Source organism: Rhizobium sp. SRDI969, from assembly GCF_025152725.1.
GTDB lineage: Bacteria > Pseudomonadota > Alphaproteobacteria > Rhizobiales > Rhizobiaceae > Rhizobium > Rhizobium leguminosarum_I.
The window spans coordinates 4,528,246-4,551,173 of record NZ_CP104035.1 but is presented as its reverse complement, the minus strand read 5'-3'; the positions used below and the strand labels follow the sequence as shown (position 1 = coordinate 4,551,173).

Genomic DNA, 22,928 nt, shown 5'->3' with positions numbered 1-22,928 from the left:
ATTTCGTCTTATTCGGCAGCGACCTTTACGCCGGGGGCGGCATCGCGGACGCCGCCGTCGACATGATTTTCGAACTTGGCGAAGTTCGCGATGAACATCGAGACCAGCTTTTCGGCCTGCGCGTCATAGGCTGCCTTATCGGTCCAGGTCGAGCGCGGATCGAGAATGCTGCCGTCGACGCCGTCGACGGAGACCGGCACGGCGAAGCCGAAGTTGGTGTCGGCACGGAATTCGGCCTGTCCAAGTTCGCCGGTCAGGGCGGCAGCGAGAAGCGCGCGCGTCGCCTTGATCGGCATGCGCTTGCCGGTGCCGTAGGCGCCGCCGGTCCAGCCGGTATTGACAAGCCAGCATTGGACGCCATGACGACCAATCAGCTCCTTGAGCAGATTGCCGTATTCGGCCGGATGCCGCGGCATGAAGGGCGCGCCGAAGCAGGTGGAAAAGGTCGCTTCCGGCTCGACGACACCCTTTTCTGTGCCGGCCACCTTGGCGGTGTAGCCGGAGAGGAAGTGATACATCGCCTGGTCAGGCGTCAATCGGGCGATCGGCGGCATGACGCCGAAGGCATCGGCGGTCAACATGATGATCGTCTTCGGATGCCCGGCACGGCCCGTTTCCGAAGCGTTCGGGATGAAATCCATCGGATAGGCGCAACGGGTGTTCTCGGTCAGCGACGCGTCGTTGAAATCCGGCTCGCGGCTTTCGTTCAGCACGACGTTTTCCAACACGGTGCCGAAACGCTGTGTCGTCGCATAGATTTCCGGCTCGGCTTCGGCCGAAAGGCGGATGGTCTTGGCGTAGCAGCCGCCTTCGAAGTTGAAGATGCCGTTTTCGCTCCAGCCATGTTCGTCGTCACCGATCAGCGTCCGGGCCGGATCGGCCGAAAGCGTCGTCTTGCCCGTGCCGGAAAGGCCGAAGAAGACCGCCGCGTCACCCTCCGGGCCGACATTGGCCGAGCAGTGCATCGGCATCACGCCCTTGGCCGGCAGCAGGTAGTTGAGCACGGTGAAGACCGATTTCTTCATTTCGCCGGCATAGGAAGTGCCGCCGATGAGGACGAGACCGTTGGTGAGATCGCAGGCGATCACCGTTTCCGAACGGCAGCCGTGGCGAGCTGGATCGGCCTTGAAGCTCGGCAAATCGATGATCGTCAGCTTCGGGACGAAGCTCGACAGCGCTGCGGCGTCGGGGCGGATCAGCAGATTGCGGATGAACAGCGAATGCCAGGCGAACTCGGTCACGACGCGGGTCGGCAGGGCATGGCCTTCCTCCGCGCCGCCGACGAGATCCTGGACGAAAAGCTCCTTGCCCGCGGCATGCGCCAGCATATCGTCGCGCAACACGGCGAAATGTTCCGGCGAGATCGGCTTGTTGTTGTCCCACCAGATTTCGCCATCGGTATTGATATCGCGAACGACGAACTTGTCGCGTGGCGAACGGCCCGTGTGCTGGCCGGTGAGAGCCCGCAGCGCACCCTGAGCGGTCAGTTCGGCTTCGCCCCGGCGGATCGCTTCTTCATAGAGCGCGGCGGCGGAAAAGTTGTAGCGAACGCTGGCTGCGCCGCCCAATCCAACCGTTGCCAGCTCTATTGCCGGGTTATGAACTCCGAACATTTCCATGGCTAGTTCCCTTCGCTCAGGCTCGTTGCCGTTAAAACTGAGCGTGAAAATACGGGCAGAAATTTTAAAACACAAGATCGAAAATTGGAGAAAATGCAGTGATATCAAATAATTAATCGATTTAAATTTATCATCTCAATTTTAAATCGTTTGAATGGGTCGCGTTTAAACATTTGGAAGCGCCACCTGAGATTGTCGGCGAATTTTGCGACAATCCTCCCCTTTATCTTTGCCACAATTTGTTCCACCTTTATCCTCCATAAGCGCATCCGGTCACTGAGACCGCCTGGGGAGAGCAAATCCGGGAGAATGCGCACTGATGACGGAGACCAACACCATGGCGACAATCGCGCTCGTTGATGACGACCGCAACATCCTTACCTCGGTGTCGATCGCACTGGAGGCTGAAGGATATAAGGTCGAGACCTATACGGACGGTGCCTCCGCGCTCGACGGCCTGCTGGCGCGACCGCCGCAGCTGGCGATCTTCGACATCAAGATGCCGCGCATGGACGGCATGGAACTGCTGCGCCGCCTGCGGCAGAAGTCGGACATTCCCGTCATCTTCCTCACCTCCAAGGATGAGGAGATCGATGAACTCTTCGGCCTGAAGATGGGCGCCGACGATTTCATCACCAAACCGTTTTCGCAGCGTCTGCTGGTGGAGCGCGTGCGCGCCGTCCTGCGCCGCGCGTCCAGCCGCGAAGCTGCCGCCGCCGGCACCAGCTCCACCGGCGCGCCGAAGACCGGTGCGGTCCAGCAGGCCCGCTCACTGGAGCGCGGGCAGCTGGTCATGGACCAGGAGCGCCACACCTGCACCTGGAAAGGCGAGGCCGTGACGCTGACGGTGACCGAATTCCTGATCCTGCATTCGCTGGCGCAGCGCCCCGGCGTCGTCAAAAGCCGCGACGCGCTGATGGACGCAGCCTATGACGAACAGGTCTATGTCGACGACCGGACCATCGACAGCCACATCAAGCGGCTGCGCAAGAAATTCAAGATGGTCGACACCGACTTTGATATGATTGAAACACTCTACGGAGTGGGATACCGCTTCCGCGAAGCAGCTTGAGCCCGAGCGGCACAGCTGGAGATATTGAAGGTTGCCGGCCGGTTTATCCGGCCCAACCTTTCGAAAGGGCCTGTCATTGGCACAGTTGGTGCAGGAAAGGGATCTGGACGACGCGGAGGGCGTGAGCACCCGTCGCGTCCGAGGCCGCCGTTGGTCGCATCCCTTCACGCTGATCCGCCGGATCTTCGGCAATGCCGTCTTTTCAAGCCTGACGCGGCGCATCCTGTTCTTCAATCTCGTCGCGCTCGTGGTGCTCGTCGGCGGCATCCTCTATCTCAACCAGTTTCGCGAGGGATTGATCGACGCCCGCGCCGAAAGCCTTTTGACGCAGGGCGAAATCATCGCCGGCGCCATTTCGGCCTCCGCGTCGGTCGATACCAACTCGATCACCATCGATCCGCAGAAGCTGCTCGAGCTACAGGCCGGCCAGAGCATCACCCCGGTGCCGAACGACGAGGACCTCGAATTCCCGATCGATCCTGAAAAGGTCGCGCCGGTGCTGCGCCGGCTGATCTCTCCGACGCGTACACGCGCCCGCATCTTCGATGCCGACGCCAATTTGTTGCTCGATTCGCGCCATCTCTATTCGCGCGGCCAGGTGCTGCGCTTCGACCTGCCGCCGGTTGAAGAGGAGAAACAGACCTGGAGCGAGTGGTTCGCCACTCTGTTCAACAAGGCGCTGCAGCCCGGCAATCTGCCGCTCTACAAGGAAGCGCCGGGCGGTGATGGCTCGATCTATCCCGAAGTGATGAACGCGCTTACCGGCGTGCGCGGTGCGGTCGTGCGCACCACCGAAAAAGGCGAACTCATCGTTTCCGTCGCCGTGCCGATCCAGCGTTTCCGCGCCGTGCTCGGGGTGCTGCTGCTGTCGACGCAGGCGGGCGACATCGACAATATCGTTCATGCCGAGCGGCTTGCCATCATGCGCGTCTTCGGCGTCGCAACACTCGTCAACGTGCTGCTGTCGCTGGTGCTTTCATCGACCATCGCCAATCCGCTGCGCCGCCTTTCGGCGGCTGCCATCCGCGTCCGGCGTGGGGCCAAGGTGCGTGAAGAGATCCCCGACTTCTCCGCCCGCCAGGATGAGATCGGTAATCTTTCCATCGCACTGCGCGAGATGACGACGGCGCTCTACGACCGCATCGATGCGATCGAGAGTTTCGCGGCCGATGTCAGCCACGAACTCAAGAATCCGCTGACCTCGCTGCGCAGCGCCGTCGAAACGCTGCCGCTTGCCAAATCCGACGATTCCAAGAAACGGCTGATGGACGTCATCCAGCATGACGTCCGCCGCCTCGACCGGCTGATCAGCGATATCTCCGACGCTTCGCGCCTTGATGCCGAACTCGCGCGTGTCGATGCCGGCTCGATCGACATGGAGGTGCTGCTGCGCGACCTCATCGAGGTGTCACGCCAGGTCAGGAGCAGCAAGAAGCAAGTGCAGATCGAATATGCCGTCGAACGCAAACCGAACGTCAAGACGCGCTTTGTCGTCAACGGCCACGATCTGCGCATCGGCCAGATCATCGCCAACCTGATCGAGAATGCCCGCTCGTTCGTACCCGAGCAAGGCGGCAAGATTACCGTGCGGCTGGTGCGGACACGTTCGCGCTGCGTCACCACGATCGAGGACAACGGTCCCGGCATCCAGGCGGAAAATATCGACCGTATCTTCGAGCGCTTTTATACGGACCGGCCGGAGGCGGAAGGCTTCGGCCAGAATTCGGGGCTCGGCCTGTCGATCAGCCGGCAGATCGCCGAAGCGCATGGCGGTTCGCTGAGAGCCGAAAACATCACCGATGCCGAGAGCGGGCATATACTCGGCGCGCGCTTCATCCTCTCTTTGCCAATCGGCGCCGCAGCATGACCGAGGCAGCTTTCAACGTCCATGCGACGGCGATCGTCGTTGGCAAGACGGGGCTGCTATTCAGCGGCCCCTCCGGCTGGGGAAAATCGATGCTGGCCTTCACCTGCATGACCGAGGCGCGCCGGCTCGGTCTTTTCACGGCGCTGGTCGCCGACGACCAGGTTCTTCTCTCAAGAGAGGCCGGCGCGGTGGTCGCCTCGTGCCCGCCGTCAATCACCGGGCTGATCGAACTTCGCGGCACCGGCATCGTTCGTCAGGACCATATTCCCAGGGCGGCCATGCATTATGCCGTGCTTCCCGGCAGCGCTACCGGTGAAAACCGGGTGCCTCCCGAGGGCGAAATGGTGAACCTTGCCGCCGGTTTTTCGCTTCCCGCATTGCGGTTGCTCACAGGCGTTTCCTCACCCCTTGCGATCCTGATGGCAAAAGTGCCGGATATCGGGCGCTGAGGCCTTCCGGATTGGTCAATCTGCCTTATATATTCGCATTTTTATCTTGCACTTCGGCTTTTCATAGCCAAGATGTGCCCCCACCGGTGGACGTAATTGCTGCATTGCGATATTGGGGCCACCGTTTGTATATGGGAGCAGTAATATCATGATCGGACTTGTGCTTGTCACTCATGGCAAGCTGGCTGAAGAGTTTCGTCATGCTGTCGAGCACGTCGTCGGTCCTCAGAAATTCATCGAGACGGTCTGCATTGGCCCCGAAGACGACATGGACCAGAGACGGCAGGACATTCTGGAAGCCGTTTCCGGTGCCGATGATGGCCACGGCGTCGTCATCCTGACCGACATGTTCGGCGGCACGCCGTCCAATCTTGCCATATCAGTCATGAGCAGCGGCCATACCGAAGTCATTGCCGGCGTCAACCTGCCGATGTTGATCAAGCTTGCCGGGGTGCGCGGCGAGAACAACATGGAGAAGGCGCTGGTGGAGGCCTCCGAAGCCGGGCGGAAATATATCAATGTCGCGAGCCGCGTGCTTAGCGGAAAATAACGGGCATTCATGACATCGCTCTCCCGGGAACTCCTTATCATCAACAAGCGCGGTCTTCACGCGCGCGCTTCCGCCAAATTCGTGCAGATGGTCGAGACCTTCGATGCCGCTATCACCGTTTCCAAGGACGGAATGACGGTCGGCGGTACCTCCATCATGGGCCTGATGATGCTTGCGGCGAGCCCCGGCTCGAGCGTCGTCGTCTCTGCAAGCGGCAGCCAGGCCGAGGAAGCGCTGGAGGCGCTGGACCAGCTGATCCAGAACAAGTTCGGCGAGGAGATGTGAGCTCCGATCGAGTTCATATAAACATATAAAGACTTCTTTATATCCTTATTGCCATCACCAGCGAAGCCTGCTAAACGGCGGACATGCCGTGCGCTTGCACGTGGGTCATCCTTCGCGCCTGCGCCAATTTTGAGACGTTTTTCAGCCTGGAGGCCTCTATGAGCACTGAAAAAGATTATGTCGTCGCCGATATCGGGCTTGCGGATTTCGGCCGCAAGGAAATTACGATCGCCGAAACCGAAATGCCAGGGCTGATGTCCTGCCGCACCGAATTCGGCCAGACAAAGCCGTTGAAGGGCGCGCGCATCACCGGCTCGCTGCACATGACCATCCAGACGGCCGTGCTCATCGAAACGCTGGTCGCGCTCGGCGCCGAAGTCCGCTGGGCCTCGTGCAACATCTTCTCGACGCAGGATCATGCCGCTGCCGCGATCGCCGCTTCCGGCGTGCCTGTCTTCGCGATCAAGGGCGAGTCGCTCCAAGATTACTGGGTCTACACCGACAAGATCTTTCAGTGGGCCGACGGCGGCCTTTCCAACATGATCCTCGATGACGGCGGCGACGCCACCATGTACATCCTGCTTGGCGCCCGCGCCGAAGCCGGCGAGGACGTGCTGTCTCATCCGCATTCCGAAGAGGAGGAAATCCTCTTCGCGCAGATCAAGAAGCGCCTTGCCGCTTCGCCTGGCTGGTTCACCAAACAGCGCGATGCGATCAAGGGCGTCACCGAAGAAACGACGACCGGCGTCAACCGCCTTTACCAGCTTAGCCAGAAGGGCCTGCTGCCCTTCCCGGCGATCAACGTCAACGACTCGGTCACCAAGTCGAAGTTCGACAACAAATATGGCTGCAAGGAATCGCTGGTCGACGGCATCCGCCGCGGCACCGACGTCATGATGGCCGGCAAGGTTGCCGTCGTCTGCGGCTATGGCGACGTCGGCAAGGGTTCTGCCGCTTCGCTCTCCGGCGCTGGCGCCCGCGTCAAGGTGACCGAAGCCGATCCGATCTGCGCATTGCAGGCTGCGATGGACGGCTATGAAGTCGTCCTGCTCGAGGACGTCGTTTCCTCGGCCGATATCTTCATCACCACGACCGGCAACAAGGACGTCATCCGCATCGACCACATGCGCGCGATGAAGGATATGGCGATCGTCGGCAATATCGGTCACTTCGACAACGAAATCGAAGTCGCAGCATTGCGCAATCTCAAATGGACCAACGTCAAGCCGCAGGTCGACCTGATCGAATTCCCCAAGGGCAACCGCATCATTCTTCTTTCCGAGGGCCGCCTGCTCAACCTCGGCAACGCCACCGGCCATCCGTCCTTCGTGATGTCGGCTTCGTTCACCAACCAGACGCTGGCGCAGATCGAGCTCTTCACCAAGCCCGACCAGTATTCCAACCAGGTCTATATCCTGCCGAAGCATCTCGATGAAAAGGTCGCACGCCTGCATCTCGACAAGCTCGGCGTGAAGCTGACCGAGCTTTCCGCGGAACAGGCTGCCTATATCGGCGTCTCGCCGAAGGGCCCGTTCAAGTCCGACCACTACAGATATTGATCCGATAGTTAATATCCACAAGATGTAGAAGCCGCGGCATTGACAAATGCCGCGGCTTATTTTTTGGGCGCTCCCTTCCCGCCGATTCCCTTCCGAAGTATTGTTTTAAGACTTGATTCGTGGCGCCGGACCCTGTCCGGCCGTCGCGAAAATGGGATGTCTTGTCGTAATGCGGCACATTGAAGGACGGAGACATACCGCGGATGTCGGAAATAAAAAGCAGCCTGCCCGGTCAGGCGGATGATGGCGCTTGCGCCGATCGCCGCCCGCTCATGGCTGGTCAAGGATATAAATCTGCAACGGCACACGAGGCCGTACAGCAACAGCACGGACCATTGGCGCGCTTCCTGAAAGGCTGCGCGGCCGGCACGGCGCTCGCCGCGCTGGCGCGGCCGGCTCTGGCACAGGCGGAGCAGCAGGCGGCGGCCACGGCTCACCTCTTCACATCCTCGCAAGTGATCGGTGTTTCCGTTGTCATCGGCGTCATATCGGCAGCACTGCTGTCTACGCTGTGGCTCGTGCGTCAGCGTGGCAACCTCGAAAACGAGAGCCGGGAAATCCGCTCGGCGCTCTCCGATGCCCAGCAGCGCATTTCGCAATACCAGGCTCTGATCGCCGACAAAAACCGGCGGATCGTCATCTGGGACGGCAATGCGCGTCCCGAACTGCTCGGCCAGCTTCCGCCTGAAACCGGCGCGCCGCAAGACGGCGAATTCCTGGCCTTCGGCCTGTGGCTGAAATCACGCTCGGCTTCCGAGCTGGAAAAGGCGATCGACCGGCTGCGCGACGAGGCGCAGAGCTTCGACATGGTGGTCGAAACCATCCGCGACGAAATCCTTGAGGCGCAGGGCCGGGTTTCCGGCGGGCGCGCCTTTGTCCGTTTCGTGGCGCTCAACAATCTGCGCGCCGAGCTCGCCGAGCTCAGGATTGAGCGCGACCGGCTGATGACCTCCATCTCGGCCTTCCAGACCATGCTGGACGCGATCGACATGCCGGCCTGGCAGCGCGACCCGGCGGGCCGCCTCACCTGGGTCAACCAGGCCTATGGCGAGGCTGTCGAGGCGCGATCGCCGCAGCAGGCGATCAATGAAGGCCGTGAGATGCTGACGACCGTGGCGCGCGAACGCATTCGCGCCACGACGACGCCGGAATCGCCCTTCCACGACAAGATCTCGACGGTCGTCCACGGCAACCGCACATTCTTCGACGTCGTCGACGTCAGGGTTCCCGGCGGCTCGGCCGGCATCGCCATCGACGTGTCCGACATAGAGGCGGTGCGCGCCGAGCTGGAACGGACGCTGAAGAGTCATGCCGAAACGCTCGATCATCTCGCCACGCCCGTCGCCATCTTCGACGGCGACCGCCGGCTGCAATTCTACAACCAGGCCTTCGTCGCACTCTGGGAGCTTGATATCGCCTTCCTCGAAGGCCGACCGGACAATAGCGAGCTGCTCGAGCGGCTGCGCGCAGCCAAGAAGTTGCCGGACCAACTCAACTGGAAAAGCTGGAAGGAATCAGCCCTTTCCGTCTATCGCGCGCTCGACACGCAAACGGATCTCTGGCACCTGCCGAACGGGCAGACGCTGCGGGTCTTTGCGACCGCGCATCCGCAGGGTGGCGCCACGTGGGTGTTCGAAAATCTGACCGAGCAGGTCGATCTTGAAACGCGCTACAACACGCTGGTCAAGGTGCAGGGCGAAACGATCGACCATCTTTCCGAAGGTGTGGCGGTGTTCGGCCCGGACGGGCGCATCCGACTTTCCAACCCGGCCTTCCGCGCGCTCTGGGGGATCACCGAAACCGAAGCCAAGCCCGGCACCCATATCCGCGCGCTGGGCGAGGCCTGCACCCCGTCCTATGACCGGCCGGATGGCTGGAAGACCTTCGCGGAACTGATCACCAGCTTCGACGACGAACGCCGCTCGGGTCAGGGAACGCTGGAACTCTTCTCCGGCCTCGTGCTCGACTACGCCGTCATTCCGCTGCCGAACGCCCAGACTATGCTGACCTTCGTCAACATGACCGACAGCGTGCGTGCCGAGCGCGCGCTGACCGAGAAGAACGAAGCGCTGCGCAAGGCCGACGAGCTGAAGAACGACTTCGTCCAGCATGTTTCCTATGAACTGCGTTCGCCACTGACCAACATCATCGGCTTCACCGATCTCCTGCGCACGCCGGGCGTCGGCCCCTTGAGCGAACGGCAGGCCGAATATATCGACCATATCTCGACCTCGTCCTCGGTTCTGTTGACGCTCGTCAACGATATTCTCGATCTTGCGACCGTCGATGCCGGCATCATGCGCCTCAATTATGCGGATATCGATCTCAACGACCTGCTCGACGACGTCTCGATGCAGATCGCCGATCGCCTCCACGAAAGCGGCGTGGCGCTTGAAATCACCGCACCCGCCTATCTCGGCTCGATCGTTGCCGATCCGCAGCGGCTGAAGCAGATCCTGCTGAAGCTTCTTTCCAATGCGGCGAATTTCTCGCCCGAGGGCACCTCGATCTCCCTGGAATGCCATCGCGAAGGCACGGATTTCGTCTTCTCCGTCAGCGATCGCGGCCCCGGCATCTCACCTGACATGATCGCGACCGTCTTCGACCGTTTTGCCACGGGGGCGAAAAGCGGCAAGCGCGGCGGCGCCGGCCTCGGCCTCTCAATCGTCGACAGCTTTGTCAGTCTTCATCATGGCGACGTGACGATCGACAGCGAGCCGGGCAAGGGCACGACGGTCGTCTGCCGTATCCCCTCGGTCAATGTACCGCATTCCGCCGCTGCCGAATGACGACCAATGATGCGATCTCGCTGTTCCTGAAGGACGAGGCTGCCACCATCCGCCTCGGCGAAGACCTGGCGCTGGCCTTGAAAGCCGGCGATTGCCTCGCCCTTTCCGGCGATCTCGGCGCAGGGAAATCCTCGCTCGCTCGGGCGATCCTGCGGGCCATGGCCGATGACGAGGGGCTTGAAGTCCCGAGCCCGACCTTCACGCTGGTACAATCCTACGATCTGCGCATCCCCGTTTCGCATTTCGATCTCTACCGGCTCGGCGATCCTGCCGAATTGACGGAACTCGGCTTCGACGAGGCTCTGCAAAGCGGTATCTGTCTCGTCGAATGGCCTGAGATGGCGGAGAGCGAGCTGCCCGCGGAGCGCATCACCCTGACGCTGGCGCATGAAGGCAGCGGCCGGCGGGCGACGATCGAAGCCGCTGGCGCGCAAAATACACGCATCCGCCGCGTCCTGGCGATCCGTGAGTTCCTCGATACCGCCGGTTACCCCGCAGCGAAACGCCGATTCCTGACCGGCGATGCGTCGCTGCGCGCCTATGAGGCGATCTATCCGCAACCTGGGAACCGACGCATCATCCTGATGGACTGGCCGCCGCTTGCTGAAGGCCCGCCGGTTTTCGACGGCAAACCCTATCCCAAAGTCGCTCATCTTGCCGAAAACGCCTATCCCTTCGTGGCGATCGCCGATGCGCTGCGCAAGGACGGTTTTGCGGCGCCCGAAGTCTACAAGGTGGATTATAACAAGGGTATCCTGCTGATCGAAGATCTCGGCAGCGAGGGCGTGCTGGATGCCCAGGGACGGCCTATTATCGAACGCTATCGCGAAAGCGTTGCCTGCCTGGCCAGGCTGCATGCCTTGAAATTTCCGCAGGACATCCCGGTTGGAAAGAGCCATATCCACCATATTCCTGATTTCGACCGCACGGCGATGAAGATGGAGGTGCAGTTGGTGCTCGACTGGCACCTGCCATGGAAGCGCCAAGGCGCTCCTGCAATGGAAACAGAACGGACGGAATATCTGGCGATCTGGGATGCGCTCATCGACGAGCTTGCTACGGCCGAGAAGAACCTGCTGCTGCGCGACTTCCACTCGCCGAATATCATCTGGCGCGAACATGAAAGCGGTGTTCGCAAGATCGGCCTGATCGATTTCCAGGACGCGATGATCGGTCCCACGGCCTATGACCTTGCCTCGATCGTCCAGGATGCGCGTGTGACGATCGAGCCGGATCTCTTCCGGCAGTTGATGGATGATTATCTGACGCTTCGCCGTGCGGAGCGCGGTTTCGACGAAGCCGCGTTCATGAAGGTCTGGGCGATCATGTCGGCGCAGCGCAACTGCAAGCTTGCCGGTCTTTGGGTGCGCCTGTTGCAGCGCGACGGCAAGCCGGGCTATCTGAAACATATGCCACGCACGCTTTCCTATCTGAACGTCGCGCTTGAGCATGAAACGCTTGCCCCCTTGCGCGATTGGTGCGCAAGGGCTGGAATAGGCCGGAGCGAATCATAAGTTTCGGATCAGAATGACCATCAGACAAGCCATGGTACTGGCCGCGGGTCTCGGAACCCGCATGCGCCCGATCACCGACACGATCCCGAAGCCGCTGGTGAAGATCGACGGCAAGCCGATGATCGACTACGCGCTGGATTGCCTGGTGGCGGCCGGCATCGAACGCGCCGTCGTCAACGTTCACCACCACGCCGACCAGATGCTCGAACATCTCGGGAATTATCACGGCCTCGACATCGTCATATCAGACGAGCGGGACGCGCTGATGAATTCCGGCGGCGGCTTGGCGAAGGGGCTGAGGCTGCTTGACCGCGACAATATCTTCGTCATGAATGCCGATCTCTTCTGGATCGGCGAACAGCCGGGCCGGCCGACGAACCTGCAGCGCTTAGCCGGATTCTTCGATGCCGAACGCATGGATATGGCGCTGCTTTGCGTTGGGATCGAGGATACGACGGGTCACAACGGCAAAAATGACTTCAGTCTCGCAGCCGATGGTCGGCTGACGCGTTATCGTGACGATCCGTCCAATCCCGTCGTCTATGCCGGAGCGATCGTCATGAACCCGTCGTTGCTCGACGATGCACCGAAGGATGCTTTCAACCTCAATATCTATTTCGACAAGGCGATCGCGCGCGGACGGCTTTTCGGCATCGTGCTCGAAGGTCACTGGCTGACGGTGGGAACGCCCGACGCGGTTGGCGAGGCGGAGGAAACGATCCGGCGATTGCGGACGTTTGCGTAAGCCATGGCGGAGCGGCACCAGCCACGCATCCTGACGATCCCGGCAGGTCTCTCTTTCCTGAAAACGCTGGCGACGACGCTTTGCGACGGCCGATTGACGCCGTTTTTCCGGCACGACGTCGATGATCCGCTATCGCTTGCCAAAGTGACGATCTACCTGCCGACCCGGCGCGCCGTGCGTGTGCTGCGGTCCGAATTCGTCGATCTGCTCGGCGGCCGCTCTGCGATCCTGCCGGTGATCCGTCCTCTCGGCGAAACCGATGACGATAGCGGCTATTTCGACGAGGCACTGCCGGCAACGATTGATCTCGCCCAGCCGCTGTCGAATACCGCCCGTCTGCTGGAGCTTGCGCGCCTGATCCTCGCCTGGCGAAACAAGCTGCCGGAGATCGTCCGCCACATTCATTCAGACTCGCCGCTGGTTGCGCCCGCAAGTCCGGCGGATGCGATCTGGCTCGCCCGTAATCTTGCCGAGTTGATCGATTCCATCGAAACCGAGGATCTCGACTGGTCGGAGCTGTCAAAACTCGATACCGGCGATTATGCCGCCTGGTGGCAGCTGACGGCGGAGTTCCTGCAGATCGCCAGCGCCTTCTGGCCGGAGCGGCTGTCCGAACTCGGAAAATCCTCGCCGGCGCGGCACAGAAACGCCATTCTCCGGGCCGAGGCGAGCCGGCTTTCAGCAACGAAACCCGCCGGGCCGATCATCATCGCCGGTTCGACGGGTTCCGTTCCCGCCACCGCCGATCTCATCGCCGCCGTCGCCTATCTGCCGGAAGGTGTGATCGTGCTTCCAGGTCTCGATCTCTCCATGCCCGAAAGGCACTGGCAGATGGTTGCGCCGGAACCGGCGCCCGGCCAACACGCCAATCCCGCAAGCCGGAGCCATCCCCAATATGGCCTGTCGGTGCTGCTCAAGCGGCTGAAGCTGACACGCGCCGATGTCACGCTTCTCGACAGACCGGACGCTGATCTTGACCGGCGCGCCGAAATCCTGTCGCGGGCCCTTGCCCCGGCGGAGGCGACCAGCGACTGGGGGGCGTGGAAGAGCGATCTGCCGGCCGGCGCACTGACTTCGGCCTTCTCTGATATCTCGCTAATCGAAGCCGCCAATGAGCGCGAGGAAGCCACCGCGATTGCCATCGCACTCCGGCTTGCACTGGAGAGGCCGGGACAGGACGGCGAGAGCCGGGCAGCACTCATCACTCCGGACCGCAATCTCGCGCGGCGGGTGATGGCCGAGCTTTCCCGTTTCGGCATCCTCGCCGATGATTCGGCGGGCACACCGCTTTCGGCCATGCCGCAGGGCACCTTGCTGCAATTGCTGCTGGAGGCAGCGCTGCGACCGGGCGATCCGGTGGCGATCGTCTCGCTGCTCAAACATCCGCTTGCCCGCTTCGGCCTCGAGCGCGGTGCATTGATTTCCGCTACCGAGGCGCTCGAGCTGCTGGCACTGCGCGGCGGCGTGGCAGAGGTGGATATCAGTACGCTCGAACCGCTGCTCACGCACCAACTTGCCGAACAGGCCCTCGACAGGCACGCGCCGCAATGGCGAAAAGCGCTTTCGCCCGATGCCGCCGACGCCGCATACGACCTTGCCCGCCGGGTCGCACAAGCGACCGAGCCCCTGGCTTCGGCGCTGATCCGGCACCGGCCGGAAGATCGCGGAAGAACAGTGCGCTTCACATTGTCCGAATGGGCAGAGCGCACCGGCCGTTCGCTTGAAGCGGTCGCGGTCGATCCGCAAGGCAATCTCGCCGATCTCTGGTCAAACGAAGCGGGAGATGCCCTCGCCACCCTGCTCGGTGAAGTGATCGATACGGACGGCCAGATGGAGGCCGACGGACCGCAATGGATCGACATCATGGCAGCCCTTGCCGCCGGTCATGCGGTGAAGCCACGGGCGCTCAGCCATCCCAGGCTTTTCATCTTCGGCACGCTGGAAGCCCGCCTGCAGAGCGTCGATACGCTGATCCTCGGCGGACTGAACGAAGGCACCTGGCCGGGACAGACCGCCAACAATCCCTTCATTCCGCGAATGATGAAGACGGAAATCGGTCTCGAGCCGCCGGAGCGGCGCATCGGCCAGCTGGCACATGATTTCGAGATGGCAAACGGCACACGCCATCTGATCTATTCGCGCGCGCTGCGCCAGGGCTCGACGCCGACCGTTGCCTCGCGTTGGCTGCAGCGGCTGCTGGCGCTCGGCGGAGAGGCGTTCGAAGCGGAATTGAGGGCTCGCGGTGATCGGTTTCTGCAATGGGCCGCACTCATCGATCGGGGCGAGGCCCAAGCGCCGGCGCAACGACCCTCGCCGAAACCGCCGCTCGCACTGCAGCCGAAATCCTATTCCTTCAGCGAAGTCGGCCGGCTGCGCCGTGATCCCTATGCCATCTATGCCCGCCGTGTCCTGCGGCTTGACCCGGTCGATGCGTTCAACCGCGATCCAGGAGCGGCCGAACGCGGAACGCTCTACCACAAGATCGTCGACCGCTTCATCCGCGAGGCTTACATCGCCGGGACGCCTGATGCGGCAGCGGCGATGGAGCGTATCCTTTCCGAGCTTTTCGACATGGAAAAACTGCCGCCGCATATCGATGCCGTGTGGCGACCGCGCTTTCGCGAAGTGGCCCGCGCCTTTCTCGAATGGGAGGCTGGACGCCGGCATGGCATCCTGAAAACGCTGACGGAGGTACGGGGCGGCATGGAGCTGGAGTCGATCAATATCCGGCTCACTGGCGTCGCAGACCGGATTGACATGACAGGACCAAACTCGGCAGACATCATCGACTACAAAACTGGCTACAATCCTACGCCGCCGCAGGCACGCGCGCTTCTCGATCCCCAACTCGCTCTGGAGGCCGCAGCCCTGAACGCCGGCGCTTTCCGTGACGCGGGCAGCCTCGTGCCGCAGGACCTGCTTTATGTCCGCCTGCGGCCGAGGAGCCCTCTCCAAGTCGATACCATCAACAACGAAAACTCTGCCCGTAGCGACAAGGCGAAATCGGCAATGGATCTCGCCGCCGAATCGATCGATCAGCTGGTCAAATTCGTAGGATTGCTGCAATCCAACGAAAGGGGCTTTACCTCGCGGCTGATCCCGGCTCAGCAATTCGATTTCGGCGGCGACTATGATCATCTCGCCCGCGTTTCCGAATGGTCGACGGCCGAAACCGAAGAGGGCGGCGGTGATGAGTGATGTGACCGCCCTCCCCAACGACGACGATCCGGGTGCCTGGATCGGCTGGACGACAATTCAGCAGGCGATTGCCTCCGATCCGTTGCGTTCGGCATGGGTCTCGGCCAATGCCGGGTCCGGCAAGACGCATGTGCTGACACAGCGCGTTATCCGGCTGCTGCTTGCGGGCTCGCGGCCCTCCGCCATTTTATGCCTCACCTATACCAAGGCTGCCGCCTCAGAAATGTCGAACCGCGTTTTCGAACGGCTGGCGGAGTGGGTGGTGCTCGATGATGAAGAGCTTAGCCGGCGGATCGCGCAGATCGAGGGTACGGCTCCCGACGGACTGAAGCTTGCCGAGGCCCGTCGGTTGTTTGCCAAGGCGCTGGAGACGCCCGGCGGATTGAAGATCCAGACGATTCATGCCTTTTGCGAAGCGCTTCTGCATCAGTTCCCGCTGGAGGCCAACGTTGCCGGGCATTTCTCGGTTCTCGACGATCGCGCGGCGGTGGCGCTGCTTTCCGATGCGCGCCGGGCGCTGCTGATCGCAACCGCGCCGGAGGGAGACAGCACCCTTGCCGAGGCATTCACCTACGTGCTCAACCTCGGCGACGAATCCGGACTGGAAAACCTGCTCGGCGACATCGTTGCCAACCGCAACGCCATTCGTCGTTTTACCGCGACGGCCGAACAGCAGGGCGGTGTGGAGAAGGTCCTGCGCAAAAGGCTTGGCCTTGCCGCCGGCGACACGGAAAGCCGGATCGCGGCGCAATATTGGCCTTTGCCTGCGCTTTCGGGCGGCACGCTGGAGCTTTATCTCTCGCTGGCCGACCAGAAGGGTGGCACGAAGGCGCAAGAGGTTGCCTACGGCCTCAGGCTCACCGGGCGGGAGCGCGATGACGCAAGGCGGGCTGAGTTCCTCGAGAAAATCTTTCTGACAATGAAGGGCGAGCCCAAGGCGGACTCGCAATTCTTCGTCAAGGCCATGCTTGCCGAGGCACCGCAGCTGGCGGACGCCATCGCCATTGCCCGCGCGCATGTCGCAGCAAGCCGCGACCGGCTGAAACTGATGCGGGTGTACGGCGCCACGCAGGCAGCACTCGTGCTCGCCGATCGGCTGAACCACGACTACGAGGAGTTGAAGAAGCAGCGCAGCCAGCTCGATTTCGAGGATCTGATCACCCGCACCGCCGACCTGCTCATGAAAAGTAGCGTCGGTCCCTGGATCCACTACAAGCTCGATCGCGGCATCGACCATATCCTCGTCGACGAGGCGCAGGATACCAGCCCGATCCAGTGGAGTGTCATCCAGTCGCTCGCCGAGGATTTCTTCTCCGGCGAAAGTGCCCGGCCGATCGTGCGCACGCTCTTTGCCGTCGGCGACGAAAAGCAGTCGATCTATTCTTTCCAGGGCGCGCGGCCAGAGCGTTTTTCCGAGGAAAGCGACCGAACGCGGCGGCGAGTTTCCGATAGCGGGCAGAGCTTTTCCTCCGTGCGGCTACCGCTGTCGTTCCGTTCGACCGCCGATGTGCTCGAGGCCGTCGACCATATTTTCAAGGCGCCCGAGAACGCGCGCGGCCTCAGCGCGCTTGACGAACCGGTCGTGCATCGCTCCAGCCGCATCGGACATCCCGGCGCCGTCGATCTCTGGGAGATGGTTGCGCCGGAAGCGGTGGTGAAGGAAGAAGACTGGACGGCGCCCTTCGACGCGACGCCGGAAAGCGCGCCGGCCGCAATCCTCGCGCGGCGGATCGCCCATTCGATCGGCACGCTTGTTGGCCGCGAGACGATCGTCGAAAAAGGCAAGGAACGCCTGATCGAGGCCGGCGACATCCTGGTGCTGGTGCGCAAGCGCGACGCCTTCGTCAATGCGTTGACACGGGCGTTGAAACGCCGCGGCGATATTCCGGTCGCCGGCGCGGACAGGCTGGTGCTGACCAGCCATATCGCCGTGCAGGATCTGCTGGCGCTCGGCCGTTTCCTGCTTCTGCCGGAAGACGACCTTTCGCTCGCCGCCGTGCTCAAGAGCCCGCTTTTCGATCTCTCCGAGGACGACATTTTTGCGGTTGCCGCGCTACGCAGCGACAATGAGAGCGTTTGGAGCCATCTGAAAAGCTTCGCCGCCGACGGCACCGAACGTTTCCGTGCAGCCGTCGAGAGGCTGGAGCTGTTACTCCGGCAGTCCAGGCGCCTGTCGGTTCATGATTTCTATGCGCGTGTGCTGGGCAGTCATGGCGGGCGGCGGCAATTCCTTGCCCGTCTCGGGACCGAAGTCAGCGATATCCTCGACGAATTCTTGACCTTCACACTCGACCACGAAAGCTCCGGTCTTCCCGGGCTGCAATCCTTCATCTCGACGCTGGAGCTCGAGGCGCCCGTCGTGAAACGCGAGCAGGACAAGGGACGCAACGAGGTGCGCATCATGACGGTGCATGCCTCCAAGGGTCTTGAAGCGCCGATCGTTTTCCTCGTCGACGGCGGTTCGAAGGCCTTTACGCATACGCATCTGCCGAAGCTTCGCCTGCTCGAGACCGGTCCCGACGAGACGCCGATGCCCGTCTGGGTTCCTGTCTCCGATCTCGCCAACTCGCTGACCCAGGACGATGCGACGCGTATCCAGATGCTGGCGGAAGAGGAATATCGCCGGTTGCTCTATGTCGCCATGACGCGCGCCGCCGACCGGCTGGTCGTCTGCGGCTATCGTGGCGTACGTGTGAACAATGACACCTGGCATATGATGATTTCGACGGCACTGCGCGACGACCATCCGCATGTGGAGGCGACCACGTTCTCCGGTCCCGATGGGGAATGGCCGGGCATCAAATGGCGCGTGCCGCGGGTGGAACGAAGCTTCGAGCGTATCGACCGCAGCGAGGAGCGCGGCAGCGAGGCGACCTTGCCGGATGGCCTTTTGCGGCCATTGCCGCCGCAGGCTGAGCTGCCGCGGCCGCTTAGCCCCTCCGGCGCCGGGACGATCATCGATGAGGACGAAGGCGGCCTGCTGGTCGTTTCGCCGCTGTTCGGCGAGAAGGAGCGCAGCGATCGTTCACTGGAGAAAGGCAGGCTGATCCATCGCATGCTGCAGGCGCTTCCCGAAATTCCACCTGGCGAACGACCTGATGCGGCGAGCCGTTATGCTGAACGAGCGGCTCGATTCTGGCCGGAAGCCGAACGGCGCAAGCTTGTCGATTCGGTTCTGAAACTATTGGACGAGGAAGGTCTTCAGTCCGTCCTCGGTGCGCAGGCCCAGCCAGAGGTGTCGATCATGGGAACATTGACGCTCGAAGACCGGCGCTATGCCGTCTCCGGCCGCATCGACCGGCTTGCCGTTCTTGCCGATCGCGTCGTCATTCTCGACTACAAGACCAATCGGGTGCCGCCGGCGACAGAGGAGGCCATCCCCTTCGCACACCGGGCGCAGCTGGCGATCTATCGGGAGATCCTGGCGCCGCTCTATCCCGATAAGTCCATCGACTGCATGCTTGTCTATACCGAGAACGCCTCGCTCTTCACGTTGAGCGAAGAGGCGCTCGGTTTGGCGCTTGCAGCGGTCAAGACAAAGTGAAATACCGGACATTGAAAATTCGGCACCGCACCATCACATGTGGTTCAACACCAATTCCGTTAAAGGAGCAGCCCGTGGCTACCGTGAAAGTCGATATCAATAACTTCCAGTCGGAAGTTCTGGAATCCGCAGAACCCGTCGTCGTCGATTTCTGGGCCGAATGGTGCGGCCCGTGCAAGATGATTGCTCCGAGCCTCGAAGAAATCGCCGTCGAGATGGAAGGCAAGGTCAAGGTCGCCAAGCTGAACATCGATGAGAACCCGGAACTCGCTGCACAGTTCGGTGTGCGCTCCATTCCGACCCTTGCAATCTTCAAGGGCGGCGAAGTTGCCGATATCTCGGTCGGAGCAAAGCCAAAGACGGCTCTTTCGAACTGGATTTCGAGCGCTGCCTGATTGATATTCGCTTAATTCATAGCACGTTGAAGAAAAAGCCCGGCTTCGACCGGGCTTTTTTCATTTTGCAGCCTTCATTTCGGGGGCGTGCCATTGTCGGCAAGCACGTCGCCGACGAGATAGAGAGAGCCGCCGACCAGGATGCGCGGCGGCAATGCCTCCGGATCGACGACGGCTTTTATCGCTTCCAGTGCATCGCCGACCGTCGACATCGGTTCGGCAACCAGGCCGGCATCATAAGCGGCATTCGACAATATCACCGGATCGATCATCGCTTCGCTGCCGCGGATCGGCACGCAGAAAACCTTCTCGACCAAGCCGGTAAAGGCCTTGAAATAGCCGACCGGATCCTTCGTATTGATCATGCCGGTAACCAGGAAAAGCGGCCGAGACTGGCGCTCCTCGAAATTGGCCATGGCTTCGGCGATCACTTCGCCGGCCCCCGGATTATGTCCGCCATCGATCCAGATCTCGGCGCCGGCGGGCGCATGCGATAGCAGCCGGCCCTCGCTCAGACGCTGCAGCCGGCCCGGCCATTCGACCGAACTCATCGCTTTTTCCATCATCGTTTCGGTGACGATGAATCCCGCCGCCTTGACGGCGCGAATGGCGGCCGCGGCATTGGCATATTGATGCCGGCCAGGAAGGCGCGGCAGCGGCAGGTCGGCAAGACCGAACTCGTCCTGGTAAACAAGCCGGCCATATTCCTCATGCGCCATGAAATCCTGCCCGAAGACGGCGCTCGGGCAATGCAGCCGTTCGGCCGTCGACATCAGTACGTCAAGTGCTGCGTCATAATCCTGATGACCGATGACAACGGGAAAGCCCGGCTTCATGATGCCGGCCTTTTCGGCCGCGATCAACTCGACCCTGTCGCCGAGATAGGGCTGGTGATCCAGCGAGATCGGCATGATCACCGAGACGGCCGGATCGGAGATGACATTGGTGGCGTCGAAGCGGCCGCCGAGACCGACTTCGATGATCGCGGCATCGGCCGGATGTTCGGAAAACAGGATGAAAGTAACCGCCGTCAGGATTTCAAAGACGGTGATGTGCTGTCCTGCATTGGCATCGGCTACCCGACGCACGGCCTCGGCAAAGACAGCGTCGTCGACAAGCTGTCCGCGTCCGCCCTTGACACCGATGCGGTACCGTTCGTGCCAATTGACGAGATGCGGCGAGGTGTGGACATGAGCGCTGTAGCCACCGGCTTCGAGCAAAGCGCGGCAAAAGGCGGTGACCGACCCCTTGCCGTTGGTGCCGGCGACATGGATAACCGGCGGCAGTTTCCTGTGCGGATTGCCGAGCATATCGAGAAGACGGGTGATGCGATCGAGAGACAGATCAAAGCCCTTGGGATGCAATCCCATGAGCTTGTCGATCTCCTGTGCTGCCTCGCTCACCGCGGTTTGGCCTCTGGGTATCAATTCGGCACCCCGCCTGCTTGTCGGTTATCAGGCGCTCGCCGCCAGAGCAATCGCGCCGCTATTCATGTCGTTCGCCGCAGTAACAGGCTTCTTCGTCAGGATCTTCAAGAGGCGCGCCAGCGTTTCCGGAATATCGTGACGTTTGACGACCATATCGACCATACCATGCTCCAGCAGATATTCGGCGGTCTGGAAGCCTTCGGGCAGTTTTTCACGCAGCGTCTGCTCGATTACGCGCTTTCCGGCAAAGCCGATTTCGGCGCCGGGCTCGGCCAGGTGAATATCGCCAAGCATGGCATAGGAGGCCGTGACGCCACCGGTCGTCGGGTTGGTCAGCACGACGACATAGGGCTGGCCGGATTCTTTCAGCATGTCGACGGCAACCGTCGTGCGCGGCAGCTGCATCAGCGACAGGATGCCTTCCTGCATGCGCGCACCGCCGGAAGCGGGGAACATCACCAGCGGGCACTTTTCAGATGTCGCACGCTCGAAAGCCTTGACGATCGCCTCGCCGGCGGCCATGCCGAGCGAACCGCCGATAAAGTTGAATTCGTGCACGACGGCCACGAGTTTCAGTCCCTGCACCTTTCCGACGCCGGCAAGGATCGTATCCTCCTGTTCGGTCTTCAGGCGGCTGTCGCGCAGGCGATCGCTATATTTTTTCGAATCGCGGAACTTCAGCGGATCCTGCGCGACCTTCGGCTGCGGCAGCGATTCGAACTCGCCATTGTCGAAAAGATCGGTCAGGCGGGCCTTGGCCGGCATCTTCATATGATAACCGGACGCCGGAATGACCCATTTGTTGCCTTCCAGGTCTTTGTGGAAGACCATCTCGCCCGTTTCCGGGCACTTGATCCAGAGATTCTCCGGCACTTCGCGACGGCCCAGCATGGAATTGATCCGCGGGCGAACGTAGTTGGTGATCCAGTTCAACTCGAATACTCCTGATAGTCTAAAGCGCGTCGCGATCTTTCAGATTCGCTGCCACGCTGTAGGTCCTGGTTTCCCGCATGTCGTTGCCGCAAAACCGCTGCACGCTTTTGCGCGACATGCCTTATTGCCAATGTGGGCAAACTATTCGGCAGCAACAAGGCGCGCCGAACGTGTTCCCGTGGAAAGGCCGCGCACCAGCGTGGCAACCGCCTGAACGGTGTCCGCCGTTGCCTTTCCGTCATCCGTCAAGCTGGTCGCGACCTGATTGACGATCGCGGTTCCGACGACGACGCCGTCGGCCGAACCGCCAATGACCTTTGCATGTTCTGCCGTCTTGACGCCGAAGCCGACGCAGACGGGCAGCTTGGTATGCTGCTTGATGCGCTGGACCGCGCCCGACACCAGCGACGGATCGGGCAACGCCGAACCAGTGATGCCGTTCATCGAGACGTAGTAGACGAAGCCGGATGTGTTCTTCAGTACCTTCGGTAGGCGCTTCTCATCCGTCGTCGGCGTCGCCAGCCGGATGAAATTGATGCCTTTGCGGATCGCCGGAATGCAGAGTTCGTCATCCATCTCCGGCGGCAGATCGACGACGATCAGGCCGTCGATACCGGCGACGAGCGCGTCGTCGAGGAATTTCTCGACGCCGTAAATATAGATCGGGTTGTAGTAACCCATCATCACGACCGGCGTCGCATCGTTGGTCTTGCGGAAATCGGCTGCCAGCTGCAGCGTCTTCTTCAGCGTCTGGCCGCCTTTGAGCGCCCGCTGGCCGGCGAGCTGGATCGCTGGGCCGTCGGCCATCGGGTCGGAAAAGGGCATGCCGAGTTCGATGATGTCGGAGCCCGCTTCCGGCAGCGCCTTCATGATGCCGAGCGAGGTGTCGTAGTCAGGATCGCCGCCCATGAAATAGGTCACAAGCGCCGGACGGCCCTCGGCCTTCAGCTCGGCAAAGCGTTTGTCCATGCGTGCGGTCATG

General features: G+C 61.6%; 16 protein-coding genes. 12 read left to right on the top strand and 4 right to left on the bottom strand.

All coding sequences use genetic code 11. From position 1 onward, the window contains the following. Positions 1-8: 8 nt before the first annotated feature. Positions 9-1,619 carry a phosphoenolpyruvate carboxykinase gene (locus N2A41_RS22410; protein WP_260109752.1) on the bottom strand — a complete coding sequence of 537 codons (1,611 nt, stop codon included), beginning with the start codon at positions 1,617-1,619 and terminating at the stop codon, positions 9-11. A 337-nt stretch (positions 1,620-1,956) separates the two neighbouring features. On the opposite strand from N2A41_RS22410, the gene N2A41_RS22405 reads away from it, so the two are divergent. The 12 genes from N2A41_RS22405 to trxA all read left to right on the top strand — a co-directional run bounded on the left by N2A41_RS22405 (position 1,957) and on the right by trxA (position 19,586). Then, entirely contained in the window at positions 1,957-2,691 is a 735-nt protein-coding gene (locus tag N2A41_RS22405) for a response regulator transcription factor (RefSeq protein ID WP_260111086.1), read from the top strand. A 76-nt stretch (positions 2,692-2,767) separates the two neighbouring features. Next, positions 2,768-4,558, top strand: a complete 1,791-nt coding sequence (locus N2A41_RS22400) for a sensor histidine kinase (RefSeq protein ID WP_026154337.1) — start codon at positions 2,768-2,770, stop codon at positions 4,556-4,558. Next, positions 4,555-5,007: an HPr kinase/phosphorylase gene (locus N2A41_RS22395; protein ID WP_260109751.1), complete on the top strand. Its 453-nt coding sequence runs from the start codon at positions 4,555-4,557 to the stop codon at positions 5,005-5,007. The genes N2A41_RS22400 and N2A41_RS22395 overlap by 4 nt, the downstream gene beginning before the upstream one ends. A gap of 148 nt (positions 5,008-5,155) precedes the next feature. Beyond that, positions 5,156-5,557 (top strand): PTS sugar transporter subunit IIA, encoded by a 402-nt coding sequence (locus N2A41_RS22390; RefSeq protein ID WP_003544139.1) that lies wholly within the window; start codon positions 5,156-5,158, stop codon positions 5,555-5,557. A gap of 9 nt (positions 5,558-5,566) precedes the next feature. Beyond that, positions 5,567-5,842, top strand: a complete 276-nt coding sequence (locus N2A41_RS22385) for an HPr family phosphocarrier protein (protein ID WP_064708186.1) — start codon at positions 5,567-5,569, stop codon at positions 5,840-5,842. A 158-nt stretch (positions 5,843-6,000) separates the two neighbouring features. Continuing rightward, positions 6,001-7,401, top strand: a complete 1,401-nt coding sequence (ahcY, locus tag N2A41_RS22380; protein ID WP_017965981.1) for an adenosylhomocysteinase — start codon at positions 6,001-6,003, stop codon at positions 7,399-7,401. A 203-nt stretch (positions 7,402-7,604) separates the two neighbouring features. Continuing rightward, positions 7,605-10,190: a sensor histidine kinase gene (locus N2A41_RS22375; RefSeq protein ID WP_260109750.1), complete on the top strand. Its 2,586-nt coding sequence runs from the start codon at positions 7,605-7,607 to the stop codon at positions 10,188-10,190. After that, positions 10,187-11,704, top strand: a complete 1,518-nt coding sequence (gene tsaE / locus N2A41_RS22370; RefSeq protein WP_260109749.1) for a tRNA (adenosine(37)-N6)-threonylcarbamoyltransferase complex ATPase subunit type 1 TsaE — start codon at positions 10,187-10,189, stop codon at positions 11,702-11,704. Before N2A41_RS22375 ends, tsaE begins: the two co-directional genes overlap by 4 nt. A gap of 13 nt (positions 11,705-11,717) precedes the next feature. Continuing rightward, entirely contained in the window at positions 11,718-12,449 is a 732-nt protein-coding gene (locus tag N2A41_RS22365; protein ID WP_222279852.1) for a nucleotidyltransferase family protein, read from the top strand. Between the two features lie 3 nt (positions 12,450-12,452). Beyond that, positions 12,453-15,647: a double-strand break repair protein AddB gene (gene addB / locus N2A41_RS22360; protein ID WP_260109748.1), complete on the top strand. Its 3,195-nt coding sequence runs from the start codon at positions 12,453-12,455 to the stop codon at positions 15,645-15,647. Then, entirely contained in the window at positions 15,640-19,191 is a 3,552-nt protein-coding gene (gene addA, locus N2A41_RS22355; protein WP_260109747.1) for a double-strand break repair helicase AddA, read from the top strand. Before addB ends, addA begins: the two co-directional genes overlap by 8 nt. A 74-nt stretch (positions 19,192-19,265) precedes the next feature. Beyond that, on the top strand, positions 19,266-19,586 hold the full coding sequence (gene trxA / locus N2A41_RS22350) for a thioredoxin (protein ID WP_003544118.1): 321 nt from the start codon (positions 19,266-19,268) through the stop codon (positions 19,584-19,586). 74 nt (positions 19,587-19,660) lie between these two features. On the opposite strand, the gene N2A41_RS22345 is transcribed toward trxA, so the two are convergent. The 3 genes from N2A41_RS22345 to trpA all read right to left on the bottom strand — a co-directional run bounded on the left by N2A41_RS22345 (position 19,661) and on the right by trpA (position 22,927). Beyond that, positions 19,661-21,013: a bifunctional folylpolyglutamate synthase/dihydrofolate synthase gene (locus N2A41_RS22345; protein WP_260056977.1), complete on the bottom strand. Its 1,353-nt coding sequence runs from the start codon at positions 21,011-21,013 to the stop codon at positions 19,661-19,663. 27 nt (positions 21,014-21,040) lie between these two features. Next, positions 21,041-21,946 (bottom strand): acetyl-CoA carboxylase, carboxyltransferase subunit beta, encoded by a 906-nt coding sequence (accD, locus tag N2A41_RS22340; RefSeq protein WP_170258034.1) that lies wholly within the window; start codon positions 21,944-21,946, stop codon positions 21,041-21,043. A gap of 141 nt (positions 21,947-22,087) precedes the next feature. After that, positions 22,088-22,927 (bottom strand): tryptophan synthase subunit alpha, encoded by an 840-nt coding sequence (gene trpA, locus N2A41_RS22335; RefSeq protein WP_260109746.1) that lies wholly within the window; start codon positions 22,925-22,927, stop codon positions 22,088-22,090. Position 22,928 lies beyond the last annotated feature (1 nt).